The organism is Okeania hirsuta, assembly GCF_003838195.1.
GTDB classification, from domain to species: domain Bacteria; phylum Cyanobacteriota; class Cyanobacteriia; order Cyanobacteriales; family Microcoleaceae; genus Okeania; species Okeania hirsuta.
This window is the reverse complement of sequence record NZ_RCBY01000002.1, coordinates 63,670-84,083: the sequence shown is the minus strand read 5'-3', so window position 1 is coordinate 84,083 and position 20,414 is coordinate 63,670. Positions and strand designations below refer to the sequence as shown.

Annotated in this window: 20 protein-coding genes and 1 pseudogene; 6 read left to right on the top strand and 15 right to left on the bottom strand. The window is 36.8% G+C overall.

Going from position 1 to position 20,414, the window contains the following annotated elements:
• Window positions 1–51: 51 nt before the first annotated feature.
• The 5 genes and pseudogenes from D5R40_RS00795 to D5R40_RS00775 form a co-directional block, all read right to left on the bottom strand.
• The gene (locus D5R40_RS00795; RefSeq protein WP_124146220.1) at window positions 52–588 is read right to left on the bottom strand and encodes a hypothetical protein; all 537 of its coding nucleotides are present in this window, start codon (window positions 586–588) and stop codon (window positions 52–54) included.
• 412 nt (window positions 589–1,000) lie between these two features.
• The gene (locus D5R40_RS00790) at window positions 1,001–1,429 is read right to left on the bottom strand and encodes a DUF1822 family protein (RefSeq protein WP_338043218.1); all 429 of its coding nucleotides are present in this window, start codon (window positions 1,427–1,429) and stop codon (window positions 1,001–1,003) included.
• A gap of 72 nt (window positions 1,430–1,501) precedes the next feature.
• A pseudogene (locus D5R40_RS00785) lies at window positions 1,502–1,953 on the bottom strand (DUF1822 family protein); the annotation flags it as partial.
• Window positions 1,943–2,251, bottom strand: coding sequence for a hypothetical protein (locus D5R40_RS00780; RefSeq protein WP_124146217.1), 309 nt, complete (start codon window positions 2,249–2,251; stop codon window positions 1,943–1,945). The gene D5R40_RS00780 and the pseudogene D5R40_RS00785, both read right to left, overlap by 11 nt.
• A 222-nt stretch (window positions 2,252–2,473) precedes the next feature.
• Complete coding sequence (locus D5R40_RS00775) at window positions 2,474–2,836, bottom strand: hypothetical protein (RefSeq protein ID WP_124146216.1); 363 nt, start codon at window positions 2,834–2,836, stop codon at window positions 2,474–2,476.
• 393 nt (window positions 2,837–3,229) lie between these two features.
• Between D5R40_RS00775 and D5R40_RS00770 the strand changes: the two genes are divergently transcribed.
• Window positions 3,230–3,814 (top strand): Uma2 family endonuclease, encoded by a 585-nt coding sequence (locus tag D5R40_RS00770; RefSeq protein WP_124146215.1) that lies wholly within the window; start codon window positions 3,230–3,232, stop codon window positions 3,812–3,814.
• A gap of 312 nt (window positions 3,815–4,126) precedes the next feature.
• Window positions 4,127–5,014: an Rpn family recombination-promoting nuclease/putative transposase gene (locus D5R40_RS00765; protein WP_124146214.1), complete on the top strand. Its 888-nt coding sequence runs from the start codon at window positions 4,127–4,129 to the stop codon at window positions 5,012–5,014.
• Between the two features lie 58 nt (window positions 5,015–5,072).
• Here the strand turns inward: D5R40_RS00765 and D5R40_RS00760 are convergent, their stop codons facing one another.
• From D5R40_RS00760 to D5R40_RS00725, 8 genes are all read right to left on the bottom strand, one after another.
• The gene (locus tag D5R40_RS00760; RefSeq protein WP_124146213.1) at window positions 5,073–5,474 is read right to left on the bottom strand and encodes a type II toxin-antitoxin system VapC family toxin; all 402 of its coding nucleotides are present in this window, start codon (window positions 5,472–5,474) and stop codon (window positions 5,073–5,075) included.
• Window positions 5,471–5,728, bottom strand: a complete 258-nt coding sequence (locus tag D5R40_RS00755) for a hypothetical protein (protein ID WP_124146212.1) — start codon at window positions 5,726–5,728, stop codon at window positions 5,471–5,473. The genes D5R40_RS00760 and D5R40_RS00755 overlap by 4 nt, the downstream gene beginning before the upstream one ends.
• Before the next feature lie 304 nt (window positions 5,729–6,032).
• Window positions 6,033–7,919, bottom strand: coding sequence for a WD40 repeat domain-containing protein (locus D5R40_RS00750; RefSeq protein ID WP_124154126.1), 1,887 nt, complete (start codon window positions 7,917–7,919; stop codon window positions 6,033–6,035).
• A 62-nt stretch (window positions 7,920–7,981) separates the two neighbouring features.
• Window positions 7,982–10,522 carry an nSTAND1 domain-containing NTPase gene (locus D5R40_RS00745; protein ID WP_124154125.1) on the bottom strand — a complete coding sequence of 847 codons (2,541 nt, stop codon included), beginning with the start codon at window positions 10,520–10,522 and terminating at the stop codon, window positions 7,982–7,984.
• 217 nt (window positions 10,523–10,739) lie between these two features.
• Complete coding sequence (pstB, locus tag D5R40_RS00740) at window positions 10,740–11,534, bottom strand: phosphate ABC transporter ATP-binding protein PstB (RefSeq protein WP_124146210.1); 795 nt, start codon at window positions 11,532–11,534, stop codon at window positions 10,740–10,742.
• Window positions 11,528–12,472 (bottom strand): phosphate ABC transporter permease PstA, encoded by a 945-nt coding sequence (pstA, locus tag D5R40_RS00735; protein WP_124146209.1) that lies wholly within the window; start codon window positions 12,470–12,472, stop codon window positions 11,528–11,530. Before pstA ends, pstB begins: the two co-directional genes overlap by 7 nt.
• Before the next feature lie 405 nt (window positions 12,473–12,877).
• Window positions 12,878–13,795 (bottom strand): phosphate ABC transporter permease subunit PstC, encoded by a 918-nt coding sequence (gene pstC / locus D5R40_RS00730; protein WP_124146205.1) that lies wholly within the window; start codon window positions 13,793–13,795, stop codon window positions 12,878–12,880.
• Between the two features lie 780 nt (window positions 13,796–14,575).
• Complete coding sequence (locus D5R40_RS00725; RefSeq protein WP_124154124.1) at window positions 14,576–15,559, bottom strand: PstS family phosphate ABC transporter substrate-binding protein; 984 nt, start codon at window positions 15,557–15,559, stop codon at window positions 14,576–14,578.
• Between the two features lie 167 nt (window positions 15,560–15,726).
• On the opposite strand from D5R40_RS00725, the gene D5R40_RS00720 reads away from it, so the two are divergent.
• Window positions 15,727–16,734, top strand: a complete 1,008-nt coding sequence (locus tag D5R40_RS00720; RefSeq protein ID WP_124154123.1) for a UDP-3-O-acyl-N-acetylglucosamine deacetylase — start codon at window positions 15,727–15,729, stop codon at window positions 16,732–16,734.
• A 44-nt stretch (window positions 16,735–16,778) separates the two neighbouring features.
• On the opposite strand, the gene D5R40_RS34295 is transcribed toward D5R40_RS00720, so the two are convergent.
• Window positions 16,779–16,982 (bottom strand): hypothetical protein, encoded by a 204-nt coding sequence (locus D5R40_RS34295; RefSeq protein WP_124146202.1) that lies wholly within the window; start codon window positions 16,980–16,982, stop codon window positions 16,779–16,781.
• A gap of 247 nt (window positions 16,983–17,229) precedes the next feature.
• Between D5R40_RS34295 and fabZ the strand changes: the two genes are divergently transcribed.
• The 3 genes from fabZ (at window position 17,230) to D5R40_RS34290 (ending at window position 19,306) form a co-directional block, all read left to right on the top strand.
• Window positions 17,230–17,754, top strand: a complete 525-nt coding sequence (gene fabZ / locus D5R40_RS00710; protein ID WP_124146201.1) for a 3-hydroxyacyl-ACP dehydratase FabZ — start codon at window positions 17,230–17,232, stop codon at window positions 17,752–17,754.
• 3 nt (window positions 17,755–17,757) lie between these two features.
• Complete coding sequence (gene lpxA / locus D5R40_RS00705) at window positions 17,758–18,585, top strand: acyl-ACP--UDP-N-acetylglucosamine O-acyltransferase (RefSeq protein ID WP_124146200.1); 828 nt, start codon at window positions 17,758–17,760, stop codon at window positions 18,583–18,585.
• 460 nt (window positions 18,586–19,045) lie between these two features.
• A complete protein-coding gene (locus D5R40_RS34290) occupies window positions 19,046–19,306 on the top strand; it encodes a hypothetical protein (protein WP_124146199.1) in 261 nt (86 codons plus the stop codon).
• Between the two features lie 137 nt (window positions 19,307–19,443).
• Here D5R40_RS34290 and D5R40_RS00690 read toward each other — a convergent pair whose 3' ends face one another.
• Entirely contained in the window at window positions 19,444–19,602 is a 159-nt protein-coding gene (locus D5R40_RS00690; protein WP_275670412.1) for a transposase, read from the bottom strand.
• Between the last annotated feature and the right edge of the window lie 812 nt (window positions 19,603–20,414).

The window sequence follows — 20,414 nt, the reverse complement described above, 5'->3', positions numbered from 1 at the left end:
AAGGAAAAATCTGGCTTTTTCTGAGTTTTAAGCTTTTGAGATGCCCTAACATTATTGTAACAATTGGTAATCAAAAATATATTGAGAACCTTGATCCATTTTGATGCGTAAATAACCTGCTGTATCCCAATACCATTTTCCACCATATTCAATACTATTTGTCCACACCCGAACTCGGGAATTTTCTAAGAATAAAACATTAGATTGAATTCCATCATTCCAACAAATAATTCCAACTACTCCACTATCTTGACTAATTAGTTTTTTCTGAATCCTGATTCTCTCAACTTTTCCCACAAACTGTCCGTTTTGACCAAAGGAAGTAACTTTTTTTCCATTTATATACCGAAGTTTTTGGCTGGATTTGCTTAAGTTGAAAGATGAAGATTTTTCAACAGAATTAATAACTGAAGATTCTTGTCTATAGTTTTTGCTTTCCGGTTCTTGGTAAGGATTTGGGTTATCATAAATTTCTTCTACAAGTTTGATAATTGGTGTCATTATTTCCATAATAGGAATAGCTGTTTGAGGAAAAATTATTGAGGTGCCCAGAAGTATCAGAAAAGTACCAATAATTTTATTGTCCATGATATTTTAACTTCTTTGTGAGTCCTAGGTTTCTATTTTTATCGAACTAAATAACTCTCATTTTGTAGATTTGAGGTGATTTTATAATTCAGTTTTTTTAAGTTATACTCAAAAATAGGCTGTTTTCCAGCAAGCATTTCAAATCAAGTTTTTCCCATCTATGCTTGAATATTTAAGACTTACTGGAAACAAAACCTTTTATATATTTAATGTGAATTGAGGCTAAGAAAAATTTCTATTTTTCTCCTGATAAATAATATATAAAACTATCCTCAAGTCAGATTTTTGATTGTAATTTGTTGTTCTACTTATTACTCTGTAAAGTTGATGGAATTTTATTCAAAATAATAGGGAAATTCCATGGAACTTCCCTACTACAAAGATTTGATTTTCCTATTATTGAGATGTCAAATTAAAACCGCAAAATTTCTCTACTAAAATCATCAGGAATCGGCTCAATTTCCCAGATTAAACCTTCCCCTGGTTCTAAAATTACATCTACATATAGCTTTTCTACAGCATGGGTAGATACAGCTTCATTATTTTCAAAATTTTCTCCATACTCTGTCAATAATCGCAACTTAAAGCCTGCCGGAATTAAACCTCCCACAGCTATATTTTGCAGTTCAAATCGCCAGATAATTTCACCATCTTTCACTCGACTAATTACCCGCAAAATAAAATATTGTCCGGCAATTTTGAGTTGTTTGGATAAAAAATTATCTGTGGGAATTTCTAATTCTTTTGTGCCTACTTCCTTGTCAAATGCTAAATCTGTTTTTTTGTTGCGTAATAGCCAACCAATTTGTTCAGCTAGTTCGTTAATTCCTTGTTTGAGCAATTCTAAAACATTTATTTCTAATACTTCTGACTCATTTTGCAGTTTTAATTCTTCTAAAATTGCAAATAAATTATCTAGAGGTTGTAGTTTTTCCAGAGGAATAGTTTCTGGTAAATTATCCACATTTTTTACAGGGAAATATCCTAAAACTTTAGCTTTATCCAAAACTTGCTCGAACTGCACCGCTACAAAACCAATGATATTGTCTGGTACATCGGGAGGTACAGAAAATTCTGTTTTTCCAGGCAAAATTGGAATACAAAAAATCTCTTGTTTTCTACTACTAAGTCTGTGGCATTTAACACTCCACTCAGAATTGGATTTAAACTTTTAACCTGTTGTAAATCTGTAGAAAAATCTAACCATTTCAATAAATTATTAACAGCCTTAACAGCAAGAATATTAAAATAAGTTTGTTTGCCAATTTCTGGGTTAGATTGTTCGGCAGCTACACTGGCAGCTTGTTGATGTGTTTCAGCATCTAAAGTTACAAAAACTGGTTGTAATTCTGTTCTATTTATCATTGTCATTTTCTCCTAATATTTCTTGGATTTTTTGTGCAAATAGTTTGGTGTACTTGTCGAAATTCTGCTCAATATCCTGATTAATTTCCTCAAATATACTCTCATCATGTCTGCGCCAATAGGTTTTGAGAGTTTGATATTTAATATCATGTTCCTTAGCAAAACTTGTCCAATTATTTTTATTCTCCGGTTCAGAAAGATTGGTTATTTTTTTGCTTTTTCTGATGTATTTTCCTTTTTGCTTATCAACAATAATCCAGTCCTCTTTTACTGTTACTTTGTCACCTGCATTGCTCAAATAAAAATACTGAATTATTGTTTGGGCGTTACATTCTGGATATCCTTTGGGATGAAATTTCTGTAATTTTCCTTCTGGATCGTTCTCAATGTAAAGTTCTAAAATTAGACCTTTTCTTTGAGTTTTATGATTTTGTATATGGGTAATATAAGTCTCAAAACCATCTGATGTAGAAATATTAAATCCTTCATTAGCTAATAAGTCTATCCAATTTTATTTTTGCTATTCACCTACTGGAGTATCGAGACTAATATCTTGATTCGTCTTGCGGTATAAGTCAAGAATGTCATATTTTAAATATCCATTTATCCACATTACATAACGCTGTCGTACCAGTAGAGGTGAATTTTGAATAAGATCAATTCTCCATCTTTTTTTGTATTCCTGGAAAAACTTATCAATATTGTGTTTTACAGAGAATAAAGTGTTATTAACTGCGTGTAAATAATCTGGATGTTTGTCTTGACAAATTCCTGGCAATTTGGGAGTAATATTTAGTAAACTGTCAATGGTTTGGTTTCTTTGGTCTCCCCTTTGGTTTTTGATGTCGATTAATAGTTGTTTGACTTTTGCATCTTTGTCCATAATTTTATTTTCATAGAATATTAGGGTTTGAGTGTCTCTATATTTAATTTCGATATCTCTTGGAAAAGTTATTCATAATTTGAGTTTCATGGAATATTCAAGTTTGAGTGTCTCTATAGTTAATGTCGATATCCTTGGGAAAAATTATTCATATTTAGAGGAGTTAAGCGTAGGTTGGGTTGAGGGACTCCGAAACCCAACACCAAATAATTAATTGAGTAGACCACAAAGTTGTATGCAACGTCCCTACAAGGTTATCATTTTTTTTATGTGGTTCACTGACCTAAAAACTTCTGTAAATTGTAGCTGTCTAATGCAATCTACTATTAATTATTAATTGGGAGAAAAAAATACTGTAACGAGCTTTTTTTAATTTCGTATTAGAGGTGAAAAATGGTACAGGTAAAAAATCAACTCACATTACAAGAATTTATCGAACTTCCACCAGGAGAGGGAGATATTACTTATGAATTTATTGATGGAATAGCAGTAGCAAAAATGTCGCCAAAAAAATTTCATTCTAAACTGACTCGTGCATTACTTTATTTAATTGATGAATGGTGTCAAGGTAAGGGAGAAGTCTACCCAGAATTGGCAGTTAAATTAATCAGAAAAGGAAAAGATTGGATGCCTGTTCCAGAATTATTATATCTTGCTGCCGAACGTTTTCCTGAAGATTGGGAAGAAGATGTTGCTTGTTCTGTACCGCCAGATTTAGTAATAGAAATTATTTCTCCCGGTCAAACTTATGGTCAACTTAATGCTAAAGCTAAAGATTATTTAGATGCAGGTGTATTAAGAGTATGGGTTATTGATAGTAAAGCTCAGAGTATTACAGTTTTTTATCCAGATGCACCGCCACAAACTTATATGGGAGATACTCTACTGATAGATTCTTTATTTGGAGGATTGGAGTTAACTGCTGAACAAGTATTTAAAAAAGCAGGAATTAGTAATACAATTGTTCCCAATCTTTAGAAAAGATTCATTTATATCTAGAAAAAAAGTTCAGTATCGTTGCTAGAATATTTACTATAATTTCTGGCTTGAAAAGGATAAAAACTACTATGAAATTTGTTATTCGATATCTCTGGAAAAAGTTATTCATATTCAGAGGAGTCAGGCGTAGGTTGGGTTGACCTTAAGGAAACCCAACACAAATTTATAGTTGTTGGGTTGCGCTGTCGCTTTTCATGTCGGCGACAGCCGAAACCCAGCCTACACCTCTTGTAAGTAGAGTTGCTAAAATATTTACTATAATTCCTGATTGTTAAAGGGAGAAAAAATACTATGAAATTTGTTAGTCCTAAGATCGATTATGCTTTTAAAAAAATATTCGGTTCCCAACAAAGTCAAGATATCTTAATCAGTTTTCTCAATGCGATTATTTATGGGGGAGAAAAAATTATTCAGTCTTTGACAATTGTTAATCCTTTTAATCCTGGTCAATTGCTCAGTTTAAAAGATACATATTTAGATGTTAAAGCTGTTTTAGTAGATGGTTCTATTGTAGTGATTGAAATGCAGGTTGCTAGAATGGCTGGTTTTAATAAACGAGTAGCTTATAACCTAGCTAAAGCTTATGCAAATCAATTAGAAACAGGAGAAGATTATCTTCTACTTAATCCAGCTATAGCGGTAACAATTACAGATTTTATCCTATTCCCAAATACTGAGGATGTGATTAATCAATTTGTCTTTCAGGAGAAGACTAAAAAGTTTGAATGTCTGGCAGACCAATTGCAGCTAATTTTTGTAGAATTGCCGAAATTTCAGAAAGCTTTGTCTGAGTTAAATAGTTTGAGTGATAAGTGGATTTATTTTCTGAAAGAGGCTACTCATTTGGATAGTATTCCAGAGAATTTAGGAGAAGTTTCGGAAATAGGAAAGGCTTTAAATATTGCTAATAAAATTAACATGACAGCGGAAGAATTAGATATAGTTGAGCGCCGAGGAATAGCAATGCAAGATGAGAGAGGACGGATAACTTATGCCGAACAACAAGGTAGATTGCAATTAATAATGCGTCAACTTAAAAAGCGTTTTGGAGAAATTCCAGAGGCAATAATTAGTCAAATTGAGGATTTATCTGTTGAAAATTTGGATGATTTAGGAGAAGATTTTTTAGACTTCAATAGTTTGGAAGATTTGTTGAATTGGTTGCAGGATAGATCATAGACCACAGTAGGGACGTTCTATGGAATGTCCCTAAATGGCTTTAGGAGCGATCGCTCAATTAGTAGCGCCAAACAGATACTAACATTACATCAAAATGATAGTCATAACTCCATACTGGTAAACTCAGACGATTAGAAATAATTGCTGTTAAACCATCAAATAAAGTAATTCGTTGATCGGGAAAATTTTCAACTAATTTTGTTGCTGCTAAGTAGTCATCAACTGTGGGATTAATTAATTCAACTCCGGCAAAAATTTGCTGCAAAAATGCTCTGGCAGTTTCATTTCCTAGACGATACAAAACTAAAGTATAGGCTTCTAAAAGAGTCGGATAAGTAACAATAACTCCTAAGTTTTCTTGTTGGAGTTGGTTTAAGTCTGCTTGGGCCTGTTGATGATATTGGTCATCTGGATCGATCGCAGCATAAAGGGGGCCAGTGTCGGCAATAACAGCTCTCATGGTTGTTGTTGAGTGGGAAGGTTGGCAATAACTGAGTCGTGGTTAATTGATGTCTTGTGGTATCCACTGCCTTTTGATGCTGGCGTTATTTGTAGATGTTTTTTGGGTGGGGATAAATAACCACGTTGAGTTAGAAATTCTTCTACTGCTGCTTGTATAACTATATTGGGTGTGGGGGAGTCTTGGCGATCGCGCATATAGGATAATAATGCACTTGCTAGAGGTTCGGGTAAGTTTATGGTTTGTGGTTCCATTTTTTTTGAGTGTGAGGTTTTGGTTGATGATTTTCTAACACAAATTTTGAGTTTTGTCAATTTGGAGGCGATCGCTCAATTTTACTACCGACATATAGCAACTGTAGGGGCGGGTTCCAGTTCAAATTAACAATAGCAACCATTAAATCAAATGAACCCGCCCCCATGTTTATGAATTAAATCAATGGTGGGGGCAGGTTTACATGACTAAACTGCTAATTGACAAAGCTTTCGGCTAAACCCGCCCCTACAATTTTTTTGTTTGGTTTCTAACTTCTGACTTCTGACTTCAAACTTCTGACTTCTACTCAATTCCCTCACACAAACGTTTATCTTCTTCGCTGACATTGGGATTATTCCTCAAATAATCGCCCACCCAGTCGCAGCCTTCTTTGAGGAGGGAGTCGAGGTTTAAATTCCATAGGCGCACGGTGCCATCATGGCTAGCAGAAGCCAGCAGTTTGCCATCGGGGCTGAAACTGAGGTGATTGACCCAATCTTTATGCCCCTCTAAAGTAGCAACAGCAGTGCCATCTGGAAGCCACAGACGCACTGTGCCATCACCGCTAGCAGAAGCCAGCAGTTTGCCATCGGGGCTGAAACTGAGGTGATTGACCCAATCTTTATGCCCCTCTAAAGTAGCAACAGCAGTGCCATCTGGAAGCCACAAACGCACTGTGCTATCACCGCTTGCAGAAGCCAGCAGTTTGCCATCGGGGCTGAAACTGACGTGGTAGACCAAAATTTTATGCCCCTCTAAAGTAGCAACAGCAGTGCCATCTGGAAGCCACAGACGCACTGTGCTATCACCGCTTGCAGAAGCCAGTAACTTGCCATCAGGGCTGAAACTGACGTGGTAGACCAAAATTTTATGCCCTTCTAAAGTAGCAACAACAGTGCCATCAGCTTGCCACAAACGCACCGTACCGTCATCGCTTGCAGAAGCGAGCAACTTGCCATCGGAACTGAAACTGACGTGTATGATTGAGTATTCATGCCCATCTAAAGTAGCAACAGGAGTGCCATCTGGAAGCCACACACGCACTGTGCCATCATCGCTTGCAGAAGCCAGTAACTTGCCATCGGGGCTGAAACTGAGGTGATTGACCATACCTTTATGTCCATCTAAAGTAGCAACAGGAGTGCCATCTACTTGCCATACACGCACAGTGCGGTCTTCGCTGGCAGAAGCGAGTAATTTGCCATCAGGGCTGAAACTGACGTGTCTGACTGAATCTTTATGCCCCTCTAAAACAGCAACAGGAGTACCATCTACTTGCCATACACGCACGATGCCGTAATAGCCAGCAGAAGCCAGTAACTTGCCATCGGGGCTGAAACTGACGTGGTAGATTAAACTAGGATCTAATAAAGTCTTAAATTCTTTCCACTTCTCAAAATCAAAGGTCTGTTGCAGCAACACTATACCGCGCACCCTATTTTCCAGACTAACCCAACCAGCTTTTAATTTTTTCCCCAAGGCAATAACATCCAATTGCCTCCCTAAACTCGTAGCTCCCAAATATTCTAAAGTTGCAATTTCCCCTTTAAGTACAGCATTCATCTCCCCAACAACAGCCCGACGCCACTGCCAAACCGCCCCAACCGCCAATAATGACACGATCGCCAAACCACTCACTAACCCCAATATCGTCCTTCGCTTACCCAGTCGTTTCTCCTCTTCCTGTCGTTGACGCAACGCCATCCCCGCCTCAATAAATTCTTGAGTCAACTCAGACAACTCATCACCATACTTAATATAAAGTTCCTCCGCATTCTGCAATGCCACACCCCGCAGCAAAAAATCATCTACTCGCCCATGTTGTACCCACTTTTTAGCATCCTGCTCCATCTGTCGTTGCTGTTGTAGGCGACTTCTATTTTCATCCAACCACCAACGTAAAGTTGACCAATGACAGATTAAGATTTCGTGAGCAACTTCCACAGTAATTTCTGATCCCCCCAAACCCTCCTTGGGAAGGGGGGCTTTTTTGTTGTTATCTTCTAGTGTGGAGTGGGGTGTTGTTGCATCGGGTAAACTTTCCTGTGAGATAGTGATTTTTAATCCCCCCAAACCCCCCTTTCCAAGGGGGGCTTTTTTGTTAGTTTCCTCTTCATTAGTTCCCCCCTTACTAAGGAGGACTAGGGGAGATACATCCCCATACTTAGCAACATCACCATACTCTTCCAAACTTTTTCCCTTACCAAGGGAAACTTTTTCCTCCTGATGAGTCCCCCCCTTACTAAGGGGGGTTAGGGGGGATAAACCACCTCCAAACAATTACCAATAAAATCATCCCGCAACGTAATTATCAACCTCAACTTATCTGACGTTTCCCGCAAAGCACCCAACAGCAAATTCAGAAATTCCAAACGTTCCTTTTCAGCAGTCAAAGTAAATAATTCCTCAAACTGATCCACCACCAAAACCACCATCGGTTCCACCCGACGACGCAACCACAATACCAAGCATTCCACACCCAAATGCAACGAAGCCTCCATTTCATCAACTTTCCCATCAGTCGCCAATACTTGAGCTAAAGCATTTATCGGTATTTCACCAGGGTGAAAACAAGCACACCAACATTTACCAGGCGGTTGCTTCCCGGCAGCCAGTTGTGGCAAAACACCAGCTTGCACCACCGAAGACTTCCCACTACCCGAAGCACCAACCACCGCCAAAAAGGAACTATCCCGCAACGTAATTATCAACCTCAACTTATCTGACGTTTCCCGCAAAGCACCCAACAGCAAATTCAGAAATTCCAAACGTTCCTTTTCAGCAGTCAAAGTAAATAATTCCTCAAACTGATCCACCACCAAAACCACCATCGGTTCCACCCGACGACGCAACCACAATACCAAGCATTCCACACCCAAATGCAACGAAGCCTCCATTTCATCAACTTTCCCATCAGTCGCCAATACTTGAGCTAAAGCATTTATCGGTATTTCACCAGGGTGAAAACAAGCACACCAACATTTACCAGGCGGTTGCTTCCCGGCAGCCAGTTGTGGCAAAACACCAGCTTGCACCACCGAAGACTTCCCACTACCCGAAGCACCAACCACCGCCAAAAAGGAACTATCCCGCAACCTTGCCAAAATCTCCTGTATCAACTTTTGCCTACCAAAAAAGAACTCCGCATCCTGTTGACGAAACGCCTCCAAACCCTTGTAAGGGCAGATATTAGCATCAAAAATTGTATTAGTTGCCTCCCCAGGAAGCAAAACATCAATAGCATTCCCAGACAAATAAGTAGTAATTTTCAACCGTTGCTGCAACTCAATAACCAACCCCGCAACAGTCAAACCATGTCGAGCATTTCCCAATATTTTCACCAACTCCTGAGAAAACTCTAACGACGAGGAAGCAATAATACATTGAGACCTATTCTTTTCTTGGTGCAAATATTCCACCCATTGAGTCAGCACATTATTTTCAGCATTAGGAAAATCAAGAATAATCACCTGTTGACGCACCTGAGAATTCCATAATTGTCTCTGCAACCAAAAACAACTAATACGCACCCCATCTCCCAAAACCAGATAATGCTCCTGCTCATTATCATCATGAATGACACTTTCAACCTCACCCCGGATGTAGAGAAATGTTGTTTCTAATTGGGTGTGGGGAGTGTGGGACCCACCCCTAACCCCTCCCAGGAGGGGAATTTGGGAAGGAGCGATATTCAAACATTCCAATATTCCGCCTTTTACACCCTTTATACCCTGCCAAGAGCGGTCTGTTCGTGGCCAATATCCTACAACAAATTCACCCCGACTGTGCAAAACACCTGATAAAGAAACAGTCTCTTCACATCCTACCAAACCATTAATAATTACAGCTTGTCGCCGACTATTTTCATTACTATTAATCGGCACAATTCCTAACACAAACTCCCCCGCTCCCTCCACAATTCTTAGAGGAGTTTGCCCAGGAGATTCTGACTGAATATTTGATTCACCACGATTAGCTTTTTGTTGATTAGTCAAACGAATTTGCTGATTAGTTTTATCAATATATTCCAAAGTGCGATGATAGACATATTTATATAAACTATCCGCCTCAATTACTCCTGACTTATCCGCAGCCTGACCCAAAAAACCTTGAATCAAATAATAAGTAAATAATCCATGTTTTAAATTTTTCCATTCTTCAGATTGTTCGTACTTATCGCAAGACAAAAGCGCATAAAAACCTTTACTTTTAGCAGCCCTTTGCCAAAATAATTCTATTAATTGTGGAGCAATACTAGATGTTTCAGATTCAGATAATTTCTTGCTTTCAGACAAATGCTGAAAATTAATACTTGTGCCACCACTATGACAAGCATCAATAAAAATCAATTGATATTTAGCACCACTTTCTGCTAACTTTTGCAAAATTTCTGATACTGGCAAACCTGTTGTAGTTAAATTATTAGTTTGAGTATTTTTCAGACATAATATTGGTTGTTGAGTTTGTTTGTATAAAAAACCATGACCGGAAAAATAAATTAAAATAGTATCTTCTTTAGTAGCTTGAGAGACTAACTTTTCTAAGCTATTTTTCACCACGTCAAGATGAGGATATTCAGGAGTATTATCGTGATGGATAATAATAGTTTTATTGGTGAATAATTTTGTAGCTAATTCTAATGCAGCCTTTAATTCCTGACAATCATTAACACAATAATTTAAGTTCTTTATTCTGGCATCATCATATTGATTAATTCCCACTAAGAGAATTAAAAGTTTAGCTTCACCAGTTTGAAGTTTTTCTACATTAGAATTACCAGCCGATCTAGGCATATATTATTCTCCTGGAAGAAGGCAGAAGTACAGAAAGGCAAAGAATCTGGGAATCTTTTCAGTGGCCACTCCGCAGACTCAACCCCCTGACCTTAACCTATACAATATATACGATGACAATAGGAAAAGTTATTCAAACTTTGCTGAGAGCTGAATATTTACCTTCCTTCTTCCCTCTTCCTTCTTCCCTCTTCCTTCTTCCTTCTTCCTTCTTCAATTAACCAATTCTGCCATGCAAATAATCCTCTGTTTTCTGATTTTTAGGGTCAGCAAATAAATCTTTAGTTTCACTAAATTCTATCAATTCTCCTAAATATATAAACGCCGTATAATCAGATAATCTTGCAGCTTGCTGCATACTATGAGTCACAATTAAAATAGTTATCTTTTCTTTTAATTGACTCATCAACTCTTCAATTTTAGCAGTAGCAATTGGGTCAAGAGCAGAAGTAGGTTCATCCAATAAAATCATCTCAGGTTCTCCTACTAAAGCACGAGCTATACATAGACGTTGTTGTTGACCTCCAGACAAATTAAAAGCTACCTCTTTTAATCTATCTTTCACCTCATTCCACAAAGCTGCCCCTCGAAGAGCTTGTTCTACTTTTTCATCAATTAAACTCCGTCTTTTTTCACCACGCACCCGCAAACCATAAGCTACATTTTCATAAATTGATTTGGGAAATGGATTGGGTTTTTGAAATACCATGCTAATGCGCATTCGTACTTCTATCGGGTCAATATTTTTAGCCAAAATATTCAGAGAATCTAGCCAAATTTCTCCTTCATAGTAATTTCCTGGATACAAATCGTGCATGCGATTAAAGCAGCGTAATAAAGTAGTTTTTCCACACCCTGAAGGTCCGATTAATGCAGTAACTTGTTTTTCTGGAACAACCAAATCAATATTTTTTAAAACATGGGATTGACCATAATAAAAATTCAGTTTTTTGACTTCTGCTTTGGGCTTTATAGTAATTAATTCTTGTTTGTTTCTATAAAAGTTTACCATTTGATACCTTTACGAATTAGATAACGTAAATAAATAGCTAGAGTATTGATTGTCAAAGTCATAATAGTTAATACAGTACCTGCTGCTGCTGCATTTATTTCAAATGCTTTCTGTGGGCGAGAAACCCAGTTAAACATCTGAATTGGCATTAATGTAAATGGAGCTTGGAGCCAGGAAAAAGAAATAAACGGAAATTCACTTTTCAATGGAGATTCTGGTAAAAAAGCAATAAATGTTAATGCACCAATAGTAATAACTGGAGCTGTTTCTCCTATTGCCCGTGATAAACCAATAATTATACCAGTAAGAATAGTACCAAAAGAGTAAGGTAAAAGATGGTCCCAAATCATTTGCCATTTACTTGCTCCAAGAGCATAAGCAGCTTCTCGTAAATTAGTTGGAATGGAGCGGAGAGCTTCACGAGTAGTGACAATAACTATAGGTAAAATTAATAAGGCTAAAGTTAAGCCTGCGGTGAGAATACTTTCCCCTAATTTTAACTGATAAACAAAAAATCCTAATGCTAATAAACCATAAATAATTGAAGGTACACCTGCAAGATTTGTCACATTAATTTCTATTAGATCGGCTATCCAATTTTTCCGAGCATATTCTTCTAGATAAATACCAGAGGCAACTCCTAAAGGAATTGCTACTAATGTAGTTACTAACATCACTAAACAAGTACCTACCCAAGCTGATAAAATTCCTGCTTCTTCCGGTTTTCTACTAGGGAAATAAAATAAGAAGTTCCAATTTAGGCGTGGTAAGCCATCAATCATCATTTTAATTATTAAAGCAGCTAATATTAATATTGAACCCGTAATTACTAACAAACCAATTACGGCAAAAATACTATTAACTAAATTTCGTTGATTAAGATTACTTTCAAGATAATTGAAAGGTAAAAATTTCTTGGTAACATCTTTATTCGACATCTATATCAAGTTCCTTTATTTTATCTACATATAATTAATAATTAATAATTAATAATTAACAATTACCTCTCCTTGAAAAGAGGAGGACTGACGCGATAGGGAAAATTTTTTCTTTTCTCTTGGTCGATTGGATATGACATTGAGGCAGAATTTATACTTAACTATAAAAGCGGCCTAAAACAGTCTATATTCATTAAAACCACTTCATGATAGCTGAGAGCTGACAGCTAATAGCTGAATGCTTACCTTCATAGTTATCCTCTCAATACACGAATTTTATGAAAATCTGTTGGCTAGTATCAATAACCAATTTAAAAACATAACAGCTTCTTCCTTCTTCCTTCTTCCTTCTTCCTTCTTCCTTCTTCCTTCTTCCTTCTTCTTCCTTCTTCCTTCTTCCTTCTGTTAATATATTTCGCGATAATGTTTAGCTAGAAAATGACCGATTATATTTAATATTAAAGTTATCAATACTAAAGTTAGACCAGCAGCAAAAATTGTTTGATAAGCTAAAGTACCATGAGGTAAATCACCAAGACTAACCTGCACAATATACCCTGTAATAGTAGCAGCTTGATCTGTAGGATTCAAAGTAAAATTGGGCTGCAAACCAGCCGCAATAGCAACAATCATTGTTTCTCCTACTGCACGGGAAGCTCCCAGAACATAAGCCGAACAAATACCAGAAATAGCAGTCGGAAATACAACTAATAATGATGTTTGAAACCTAGTTGCTCCCATAGCAAAAGACCCTTCTCGTAAACCTACTGGCACAGAACGCATAGCATCTTCACTTATAGAACTAATAAATGGAATAATCATTACCCCCATTACTAATCCTGCACTCAACATATTAAAAGTTGGTAAATTTGGAAATATTTTTTGTAATAGTGGAGTGACATACAAGAGTGCGAAATAACCATAAACTACTGTGGGAATAGCAGCCAATAATTCTAAGAATGGTTTGATGGTTTCTCTAAATTTTATTGGGGAAAATTCACTCAGATAAATTCCTGCTATAGTGCCCAGTGGAATAGCTATCATTAAAGCAATAATTGAAGTTACTAAAGTTCCTGAGACTAAAGGTAAAATTCCATATTGAGGATTTTGAAATAAGGGAGTCCATTCTGTACTTGTCAGGAAGTCTAATATGGATATTTCTTGAAAAAATAAAACTGATTCTCTGACTAATATAAACAGAATTCCTATTGTAGTTGCTACAGAGGAAAAAGCTGCTAGAAATAAAATATATTCAATTGTTTTTTCTCGTGTATCTTGAACTAATCTTGGTGATTTTATTAATTTTAAAAGTTTATCTCTCATTCAATACTCAGGAATTAAGTAAATAATAATGGTTAGCATTCAGTAAGTTATAGTTCAGAAAAAGATAGTCATATTTGACATACCTTGGTAAAAAGAATATATACAAGCCCAGGGTTTCCCATTTTGACCATAATTCCTGTACCTCTATAGCAGTTGAAGGAAAGGCACGGACATATCAAAAGCTTAAAACTAAGACAGAACCTGATTTTTCCAACTTCGTTTCTTCCTTCTGCTATAACCCACATTCCGTACTTCGGTTTGTATTATTAAAAGTAGTATATAAATCTGTAGCTTGGTAAATATTTATAGGCGAATCATCTCGATTACTTTTTTCGTCGATCAAATTCCGAGTAAATAATTAAGCATGAATACTTACTTGATTGATTACTCAATCACGGTAGCTATGATTTTCTTCTAAAATTCTGTCTCCTGTCTCCTTCTTATATACTACATTTTGTGGTATGGAATGTGGGCTATAAGACTGAATCTTGAATACTTACTAACTAATGAAAAATAAGAATTGGTACTTATGCCGAATTAATATGAATTTGCAAAGAATAATAATTTAATCAAAGTTGACTGTATATCTAGACAGACAAGTGAATAAATTTCATGATTTTGTACAGCCTCACATAAAATTTATGCTTAGATATTAGCCGATAATTTATCTGATTTTTAGCATGAACTTAAATCATAAAATATGTTTAGCCACTTGACTCTACTTTGGTCTGAAAAATCGAATAATTATTCTACTTAAAAATGCTTTAATTATTATAAAATTTAACTACCACTCCCAATAACACGATTTTTAAAACGTTCCATTGCTCGCTGATATTCTCGTTCCGAAAGAGGTACAGAATTGACTTCTTTAACTAACTGAGGAGCATTCTTCAGATAGAATTCAACAAACTCTTTAACTTCAGGACGCTCTGTGGATTTAGCATTAACATAAATAAAAATTGGTCTAGCCAGAGGTTGATATTGTCCACTTCGCACTGTTTCCAATGAAGGTTTAACAGGTCCATTACCATTGTCTATAGCTATTGCTTTTAGTAAGTCTCGGTTCGCTTCATAATAAGAATAGCCAAAATAAGCAATAGCATTAGGGTCATTAGCAACACCTTGAACCAAAACATTATCATCCTCACTAGGTGTATAGTCAGAACGGCTAGCCTTAGACTGACCAACTATTTCTTTAGTAAAATAGTCAAATGTACCTGAATCTGCACCTGGTCCATACATTCTAAGTTCTGCATCAGGCCAATTAGAGTTAACCTGGTTCCACTTCATAACTTTACCTTGGGCCTCCGGTGCCCACATCTTTTTGAGATCCTCCACACTCATAGTATCAACAAAGTTTTCAGTATTAACAACTACAGTAATAGCATCATAAGCAATAGGTAATTCAATAAATTCAATTCCTGCAGCTTTACATTTTTCTATTTCAGATGGTTGAATAGTTCTGGAAGCATCAGAAATATCTGTTCTAACGGAATCTTCTAGAGAACAAAATTTTTTAAAGCCTCCCCCTGTTCCAGAAATTCCAACCGTTACCCGCATAACACCTCTTTTCTCTTTTTGAAATTCTTCTGCTACTGCTTCGGTAATAGGGTAAACTGTGCTAGAACCATCAATTTTAATTATAGACGGGCTTTGAGACCTAACTACAGGAATAGTTATAGCTAATGTTGTAGCTACTAGAGCAAAGACACTAGCTAATTTCCACTTATTCAGCTTCAAATTCTTTACTTTGGTAGTTACCATACTCTTGTTTTCCTAGACTTTTTATCAAAAATATAGAAAATTAAACATTTATATCATGTAAAAATAATAATTGTTATTTAGAGTCTCATTATAATTATTGGAGAATAAGTAAAATTTAAGCACAGTTTAAATATAGGTTAATAGCTAACAATAATTATGACAAAAATATGGATAACCAATATACTTTGGCAACAGAATTTTCACAGTGGGGAATAGGTCTGCATAGCGGTATTAAATCTCATATTAGAGTTATACCTGCCCCCAAAAATGCAGGTAGATATTTTGTTAGAGTTGACTTACCTAAGACTCCTAGTATTCCAGCTCTCATAAATTTTGTAGTCTCTACCACTCTCTCTACTGAATTTGGTATTGCAAATATTCGTATTCGCACTGTAGAACATTTATTAGCTGCCTTGGCAGGAATGGGAGTAGATAATGCTCGAATTGAAATTGATGGCCCCGAAGTTCCCTTATTGGATGGCTCGGCTAAACTCTGGGTAGAGGCGATCGCTTCTGTAGGATTAATTGCTCAACCAGAGGAGGAAAATGGGGAGATGGGGAGATGGGGAGATGGAAAGATGGAGAGATGGGGAGATGGGGAGATGGAAAGATGGGGAGATGGGGAGATGGGGCAAAAAAATATTAACAATACCGATCGCCCACAGCTAATAAACCACAGTCTTAAGCCAAAACTAAGGACTGAAAATTCGATCGACCGACCAATTTGGATAAATCAAGGTGATGCTTTTGTCGCTGCCTTACCTAGTCGAGAAACTCGGTTTACTTACGGAATAGATTTTAATCTACCAGCTATTGGTAATCAGTGGCATAGTTGGTCTCCAGAAACAGAAAGTTTTGCTGACTGTATTGCCCCAGCTCGTACATTTGCCTTAGCACATCAAATTGAGCAATTACGAGAAGCGGGTTTAATTAAAGGTGGTAGTCTAGACAATGCTCTAGTTTGTAATCAGTCCGGATGGTTAAATCCACCCTTAAGATTTGAAAATGAACCTGTACGTCATAAACTCTTGGACTTAGTAGGAGATTTGAGTTTATTAAGTAGTTTTCCTCAAGCTCATTATCTGGCTTACAAAGCTAGCCATAAATTACATATACAATTAGCTCAAAAAATTTCTGAGTTATCTGTAGATAGTAAGACTAAAAATTCATGTTAGGATTACTTTTGATTACACAGAAGAAGATTGAAAGCTCCTCACCTTCAGGCAGGGGTAAAAATGACCGTTATGGAAAAATTGGGCCGAATTGATAGAATTAAAGTTTGAGTAAGGTGTTCATTTGCACCTGGAACTATCCTAGTACCGAGAAATCCCGGTAAATAAGAAACAACGGTTGATACATTCAACGGCAGTATGACTATATCACTACCAGCAATGGCAGGACAGGGAGTGTACCATTTTGACATAGTGATATAATCTCCCGAAAGCTCAGAAAAAGTAAGCACAATCTGTATAACTTAATGTCAATACAAGTGAGTGTCTAGGGGCGTTTTGACTCGTCCCACCCGGATAAATTTCTGGGTGACAGCTAAGAAGAAGCGAGCAATGTTTATTTATCCCGTTGCCTAGCATTTGCTTAGAATCTCTGTCTGTTTAGAGCAGCGAGAAGTGAATAATGGTAAAATCGAGACTGCCAATTAAGAACTGTACATAATGTCAACCTCTGAAAAAACTACAACAGATTCAGCACAAACCACAGAAAATTCTTCAACTCAGCCAAATCAAGATACTGGGACTACTGGGGTAAATATTATGACCATTGAAGAAATTCACAAACTATTACCCCACCGATATCCCTTTGCTTTGGTAGACCGTATTATAGAATATGTACCAGGAGAAAGAGCGGTAGGTATTAAAAATGTGACTTTTAATGAACCCCATTTTCAAGGACATTTTCCTGAACGACCAATTATGCCAGGGGTATTAATCATAGAAGCAATGGCTCAAGTTGCAGGCATAGTCTTTGCTCAAATGCCAGAGCTTCAGAAAGGATTATTTGTATTTGCAGGTATGGATAAGGTCAGGTTTCGTCGCCCAGTAGTTCCAGGAGACCAACTAATATTAAAGACAGAATTATTATCTGTTAAAGGTGGCAAGTTTGGTAAAGTGCAAGGTCTTGCAGAAGTGGATGGTCAAAAAGCCGCAGAAGGAAATTTGATGTTTTCAATAATGGATTGAAGTATGCCTACTCTGATTCATCCAACAGCTGTTATTGCTGAAAGTGCCGAACTGCATCCCACTGTACAAGTGGGTCCCTATGCTGTAATAGAGGAACAGGTCAAGGTAGGTGCGGGAACTACCATTGGCGCTCATGTTGTGATTGAAGGGCCAACAGAGATTGGTTCTGGTAATCGAATTTTTCCTGGGGCAGCTATTGGTCTAGAACCACAAGATTTAAAATATGCAGGTGCTCCCAGTTGGGTAAAAATTGGCAACAATAACAAAATCAGGGAATACGTTACAGTTAATCGCGCTACTTATGCTGGTGAGAGTACTGTTATTGGTAATGACAATTTACTGATGGCTTATGTCCATGTGGCGCATAATTGTATTATTGAAGATTCTGTGGTCATAGCTAATGCTGTATCTTTAGCAGGTCATGTCAAAATTGAGTCAAAAGCTGTTATTGGTGGGGTATTGGGTATTCATCAGTTTGTACATATTGGTAAAATGGCAATGGTGGGTGGTATGAGTCGTATAGTTAAAGATGTACCACCGTTTATGTTGGTGGAAGGTCATCCTTGTTTGGTGCGATCGCTTAATTTGTTAGGATTAAAGCGTGCAGGTTTGACAAGTGCAGATTTAGCAATATTGAAGAAGGCTTTCCGAACTCTCTATCGTTCTGGTAGGTCTCTGACTGAAGCTTTAGCAGAATTAGAGTTAGATTCTCATAACAAGTATATTCAAAAATTGTATTCTTTTTTAAGTATGTCTCTTGAGTCTAAACGTCGTGGACCGATGCCGGGAAAAATGTCTAAGGGAGCAAGGTTAGAAGAGATTGATCGTTAATAGAGTTTTTGTTAAATAGAGGGAAAAAATTGCTCCAACTGATACAAAGCAATACTTCCCAAACTTTTTCAATTATGTCTATCATTTCTATTAAATTGTCTATTGGGACTTACACAAGTAAATGAAGAAAAAATGTTGAGAATTCAAAAGTGACATCTGAGTGAATAGTAAATACTTACTCAAATAGAAATTGGATAGAGGTTTTTTACGGAGAAGCCAAAGGGTGGTTGGGGTTAAAAGAATATCAACTTGGATATGTCTTCCACAAAGATAGTCTCAGCCATGTCACATAATTTATGGGCTAATTTGAACTGATAGTCTTTGCGTTTGAATGCAATATGATTTTGCTGTTTCTCTACTTTAATCCTTGCTTTCTCGTAGTTAGCAGAACTCTTATTTTTCTTAGACAATCTGTGTTGTAGCACTTAGCTTCGAGAGATCCAAAATTAGAGCTGGCAAGTTGGATGAATGGTTGCACGAGGCTCTAGAAAAGCACGACCTCAAAGACAAACCAGGATACACTTTGAACTTAGGAAAGTACAAAGGAGAATGTTCACCCAAGACTAAACAAGAGACAGCTCCTCAACCGAGAATTATTATAATCGGTATTATAGATAGAGACAAAGACGTAAATTTATCTGAAGCTCTTAGTAATGCTATGGAAAAGAGGCAAGATTTGTCGTTTTATATCAAGAATTATAGTCTCTTTAAGTTGGATTGACATCCTCCCGACGCTCCTCTAGGAGACAGCTCGGGATTCCCGCTCCATTGCTGGTAGGGGTTTTCTGCTGCCTCTTTACAGAGAGAGGAGTTGCGCTAACAATGCACCTGCCTTCCAAGATTTATTCCCTTCCGGCCTTACAGTTGAGTATAGTCAAGCCTTAAATCTTTGATTTTTGCGTGTATCCTAGCTACTTTGACCCTTGCTTTGTGATAGTTATTAGATCCTTTGGTTTTACGAGAAAGTAGTTTTTGGGCTAACCTTAATTTTTGGCATTGCTGAGGGGCGGGATGAATATAAGTGATAAGTGGGGGCAGGCATCCTGCCTGTCCTTGCCTGCAGTGAAAATATTAGGAACGGGCAAGATGCCCATTCCACTTCCACTTCCACAAAACTATTAAAATCATCCCGCATTTATACAATGCTTAATTTTTGGCGTTGCACAGCGACGAATGATTTGAGATTTTTGATTGAATTGGATTGTGGATTAATCAATTGTCAGAATGATTAATTAATGGTTATTTTTAGTCAAAGTCTAAACAAATTTTTGGCAATATCATTCCATAATGTGCAACCCCTAATTTTTTTGTGTAACTTGTTCAGGTTCTTTTGCGACATTTGCTTTAACTGCTCTACTATGAATAATATTTCAAATCATTTTAATGAGCACCTACGCAGAGCTACAGACTTGTACTCAATATACATCAAAATTGACCGAGCGGCAAAAATCCTGTATTTATTGCATATCAAGACTTGTAGCGTTTATGAAAAGATTGCTCATATAGGCGCGAAATCGCAATTTTTCCCTCAAATTTGGCTTTCGATAGCTCATTTGAACTTTTTTTGTCAAAATCAATTTAAATTATCAATATTTTAATCAATTAATTATAATTTTAATTAATATACTATTATTTAAAAGTCTTGTTGCGCTATGGACAAAGCAAAAGTCAAAAATAATCTATGATTGAGTTCAATTATCTAGAAATGTCTTAATTTTTGCTTCGATTGGTATATAGTTTATTTCAGTTGGAATGAAGTAACTGAGGTTTGAATTTTTATATTTGCACCTCTTTTGCTGATAACTGATAACTGACAACTGAAATAACCA

Excerpts from the sequence above, each read along its gene's own strand:
- D5R40_RS00795 (WP_124146220.1), bottom strand. The coding sequence starts at position 588 with ATGGACAATAAAATTATTGGTACTTTTCTGATACTTCTGGGCACCTCA.
- D5R40_RS00775 (WP_124146216.1), bottom strand. The coding sequence starts at position 2,836 with ATGGACAAAGATGCAAAAGTCAAACAACTATTAATCGACATCAAAAAC.
- D5R40_RS00770 (WP_124146215.1), top strand. The coding sequence starts at position 3,230 with ATGGTACAGGTAAAAAATCAACTCACATTACAAGAATTTATCGAACTT.
- D5R40_RS00765 (WP_124146214.1), top strand. The coding sequence starts at position 4,127 with ATGAAATTTGTTAGTCCTAAGATCGATTATGCTTTTAAAAAAATATTC.
- D5R40_RS00760 (WP_124146213.1), bottom strand. The coding sequence starts at position 5,474 with ATGAGAGCTGTTATTGCCGACACTGGCCCCCTTTATGCTGCGATCGAT.
- D5R40_RS00755 (WP_124146212.1), bottom strand. The coding sequence starts at position 5,728 with ATGGAACCACAAACCATAAACTTACCCGAACCTCTAGCAAGTGCATTA.
- D5R40_RS00745 (WP_124154125.1), bottom strand. The coding sequence starts at position 10,522 with ATGCCTAGATCGGCTGGTAATTCTAATGTAGAAAAACTTCAAACTGGT.
- pstB (WP_124146210.1), bottom strand. The coding sequence starts at position 11,534 with ATGGTAAACTTTTATAGAAACAAACAAGAATTAATTACTATAAAGCCC.
- pstA (WP_124146209.1), bottom strand. The coding sequence starts at position 12,472 with ATGTCGAATAAAGATGTTACCAAGAAATTTTTACCTTTCAATTATCTT.
- pstC (WP_124146205.1), bottom strand. The coding sequence starts at position 13,795 with ATGAGAGATAAACTTTTAAAATTAATAAAATCACCAAGATTAGTTCAA.
- D5R40_RS00725 (WP_124154124.1), bottom strand. The coding sequence starts at position 15,559 with ATGGTAACTACCAAAGTAAAGAATTTGAAGCTGAATAAGTGGAAATTA.
- D5R40_RS00720 (WP_124154123.1), top strand. The coding sequence starts at position 15,727 with ATGGATAACCAATATACTTTGGCAACAGAATTTTCACAGTGGGGAATA.
- D5R40_RS34295 (WP_124146202.1), bottom strand. The coding sequence starts at position 16,982 with ATGTCAAAATGGTACACTCCCTGTCCTGCCATTGCTGGTAGTGATATA.
- fabZ (WP_124146201.1), top strand. The coding sequence starts at position 17,230 with ATGTCAACCTCTGAAAAAACTACAACAGATTCAGCACAAACCACAGAA.
- lpxA (WP_124146200.1), top strand. The coding sequence starts at position 17,758 with ATGCCTACTCTGATTCATCCAACAGCTGTTATTGCTGAAAGTGCCGAA.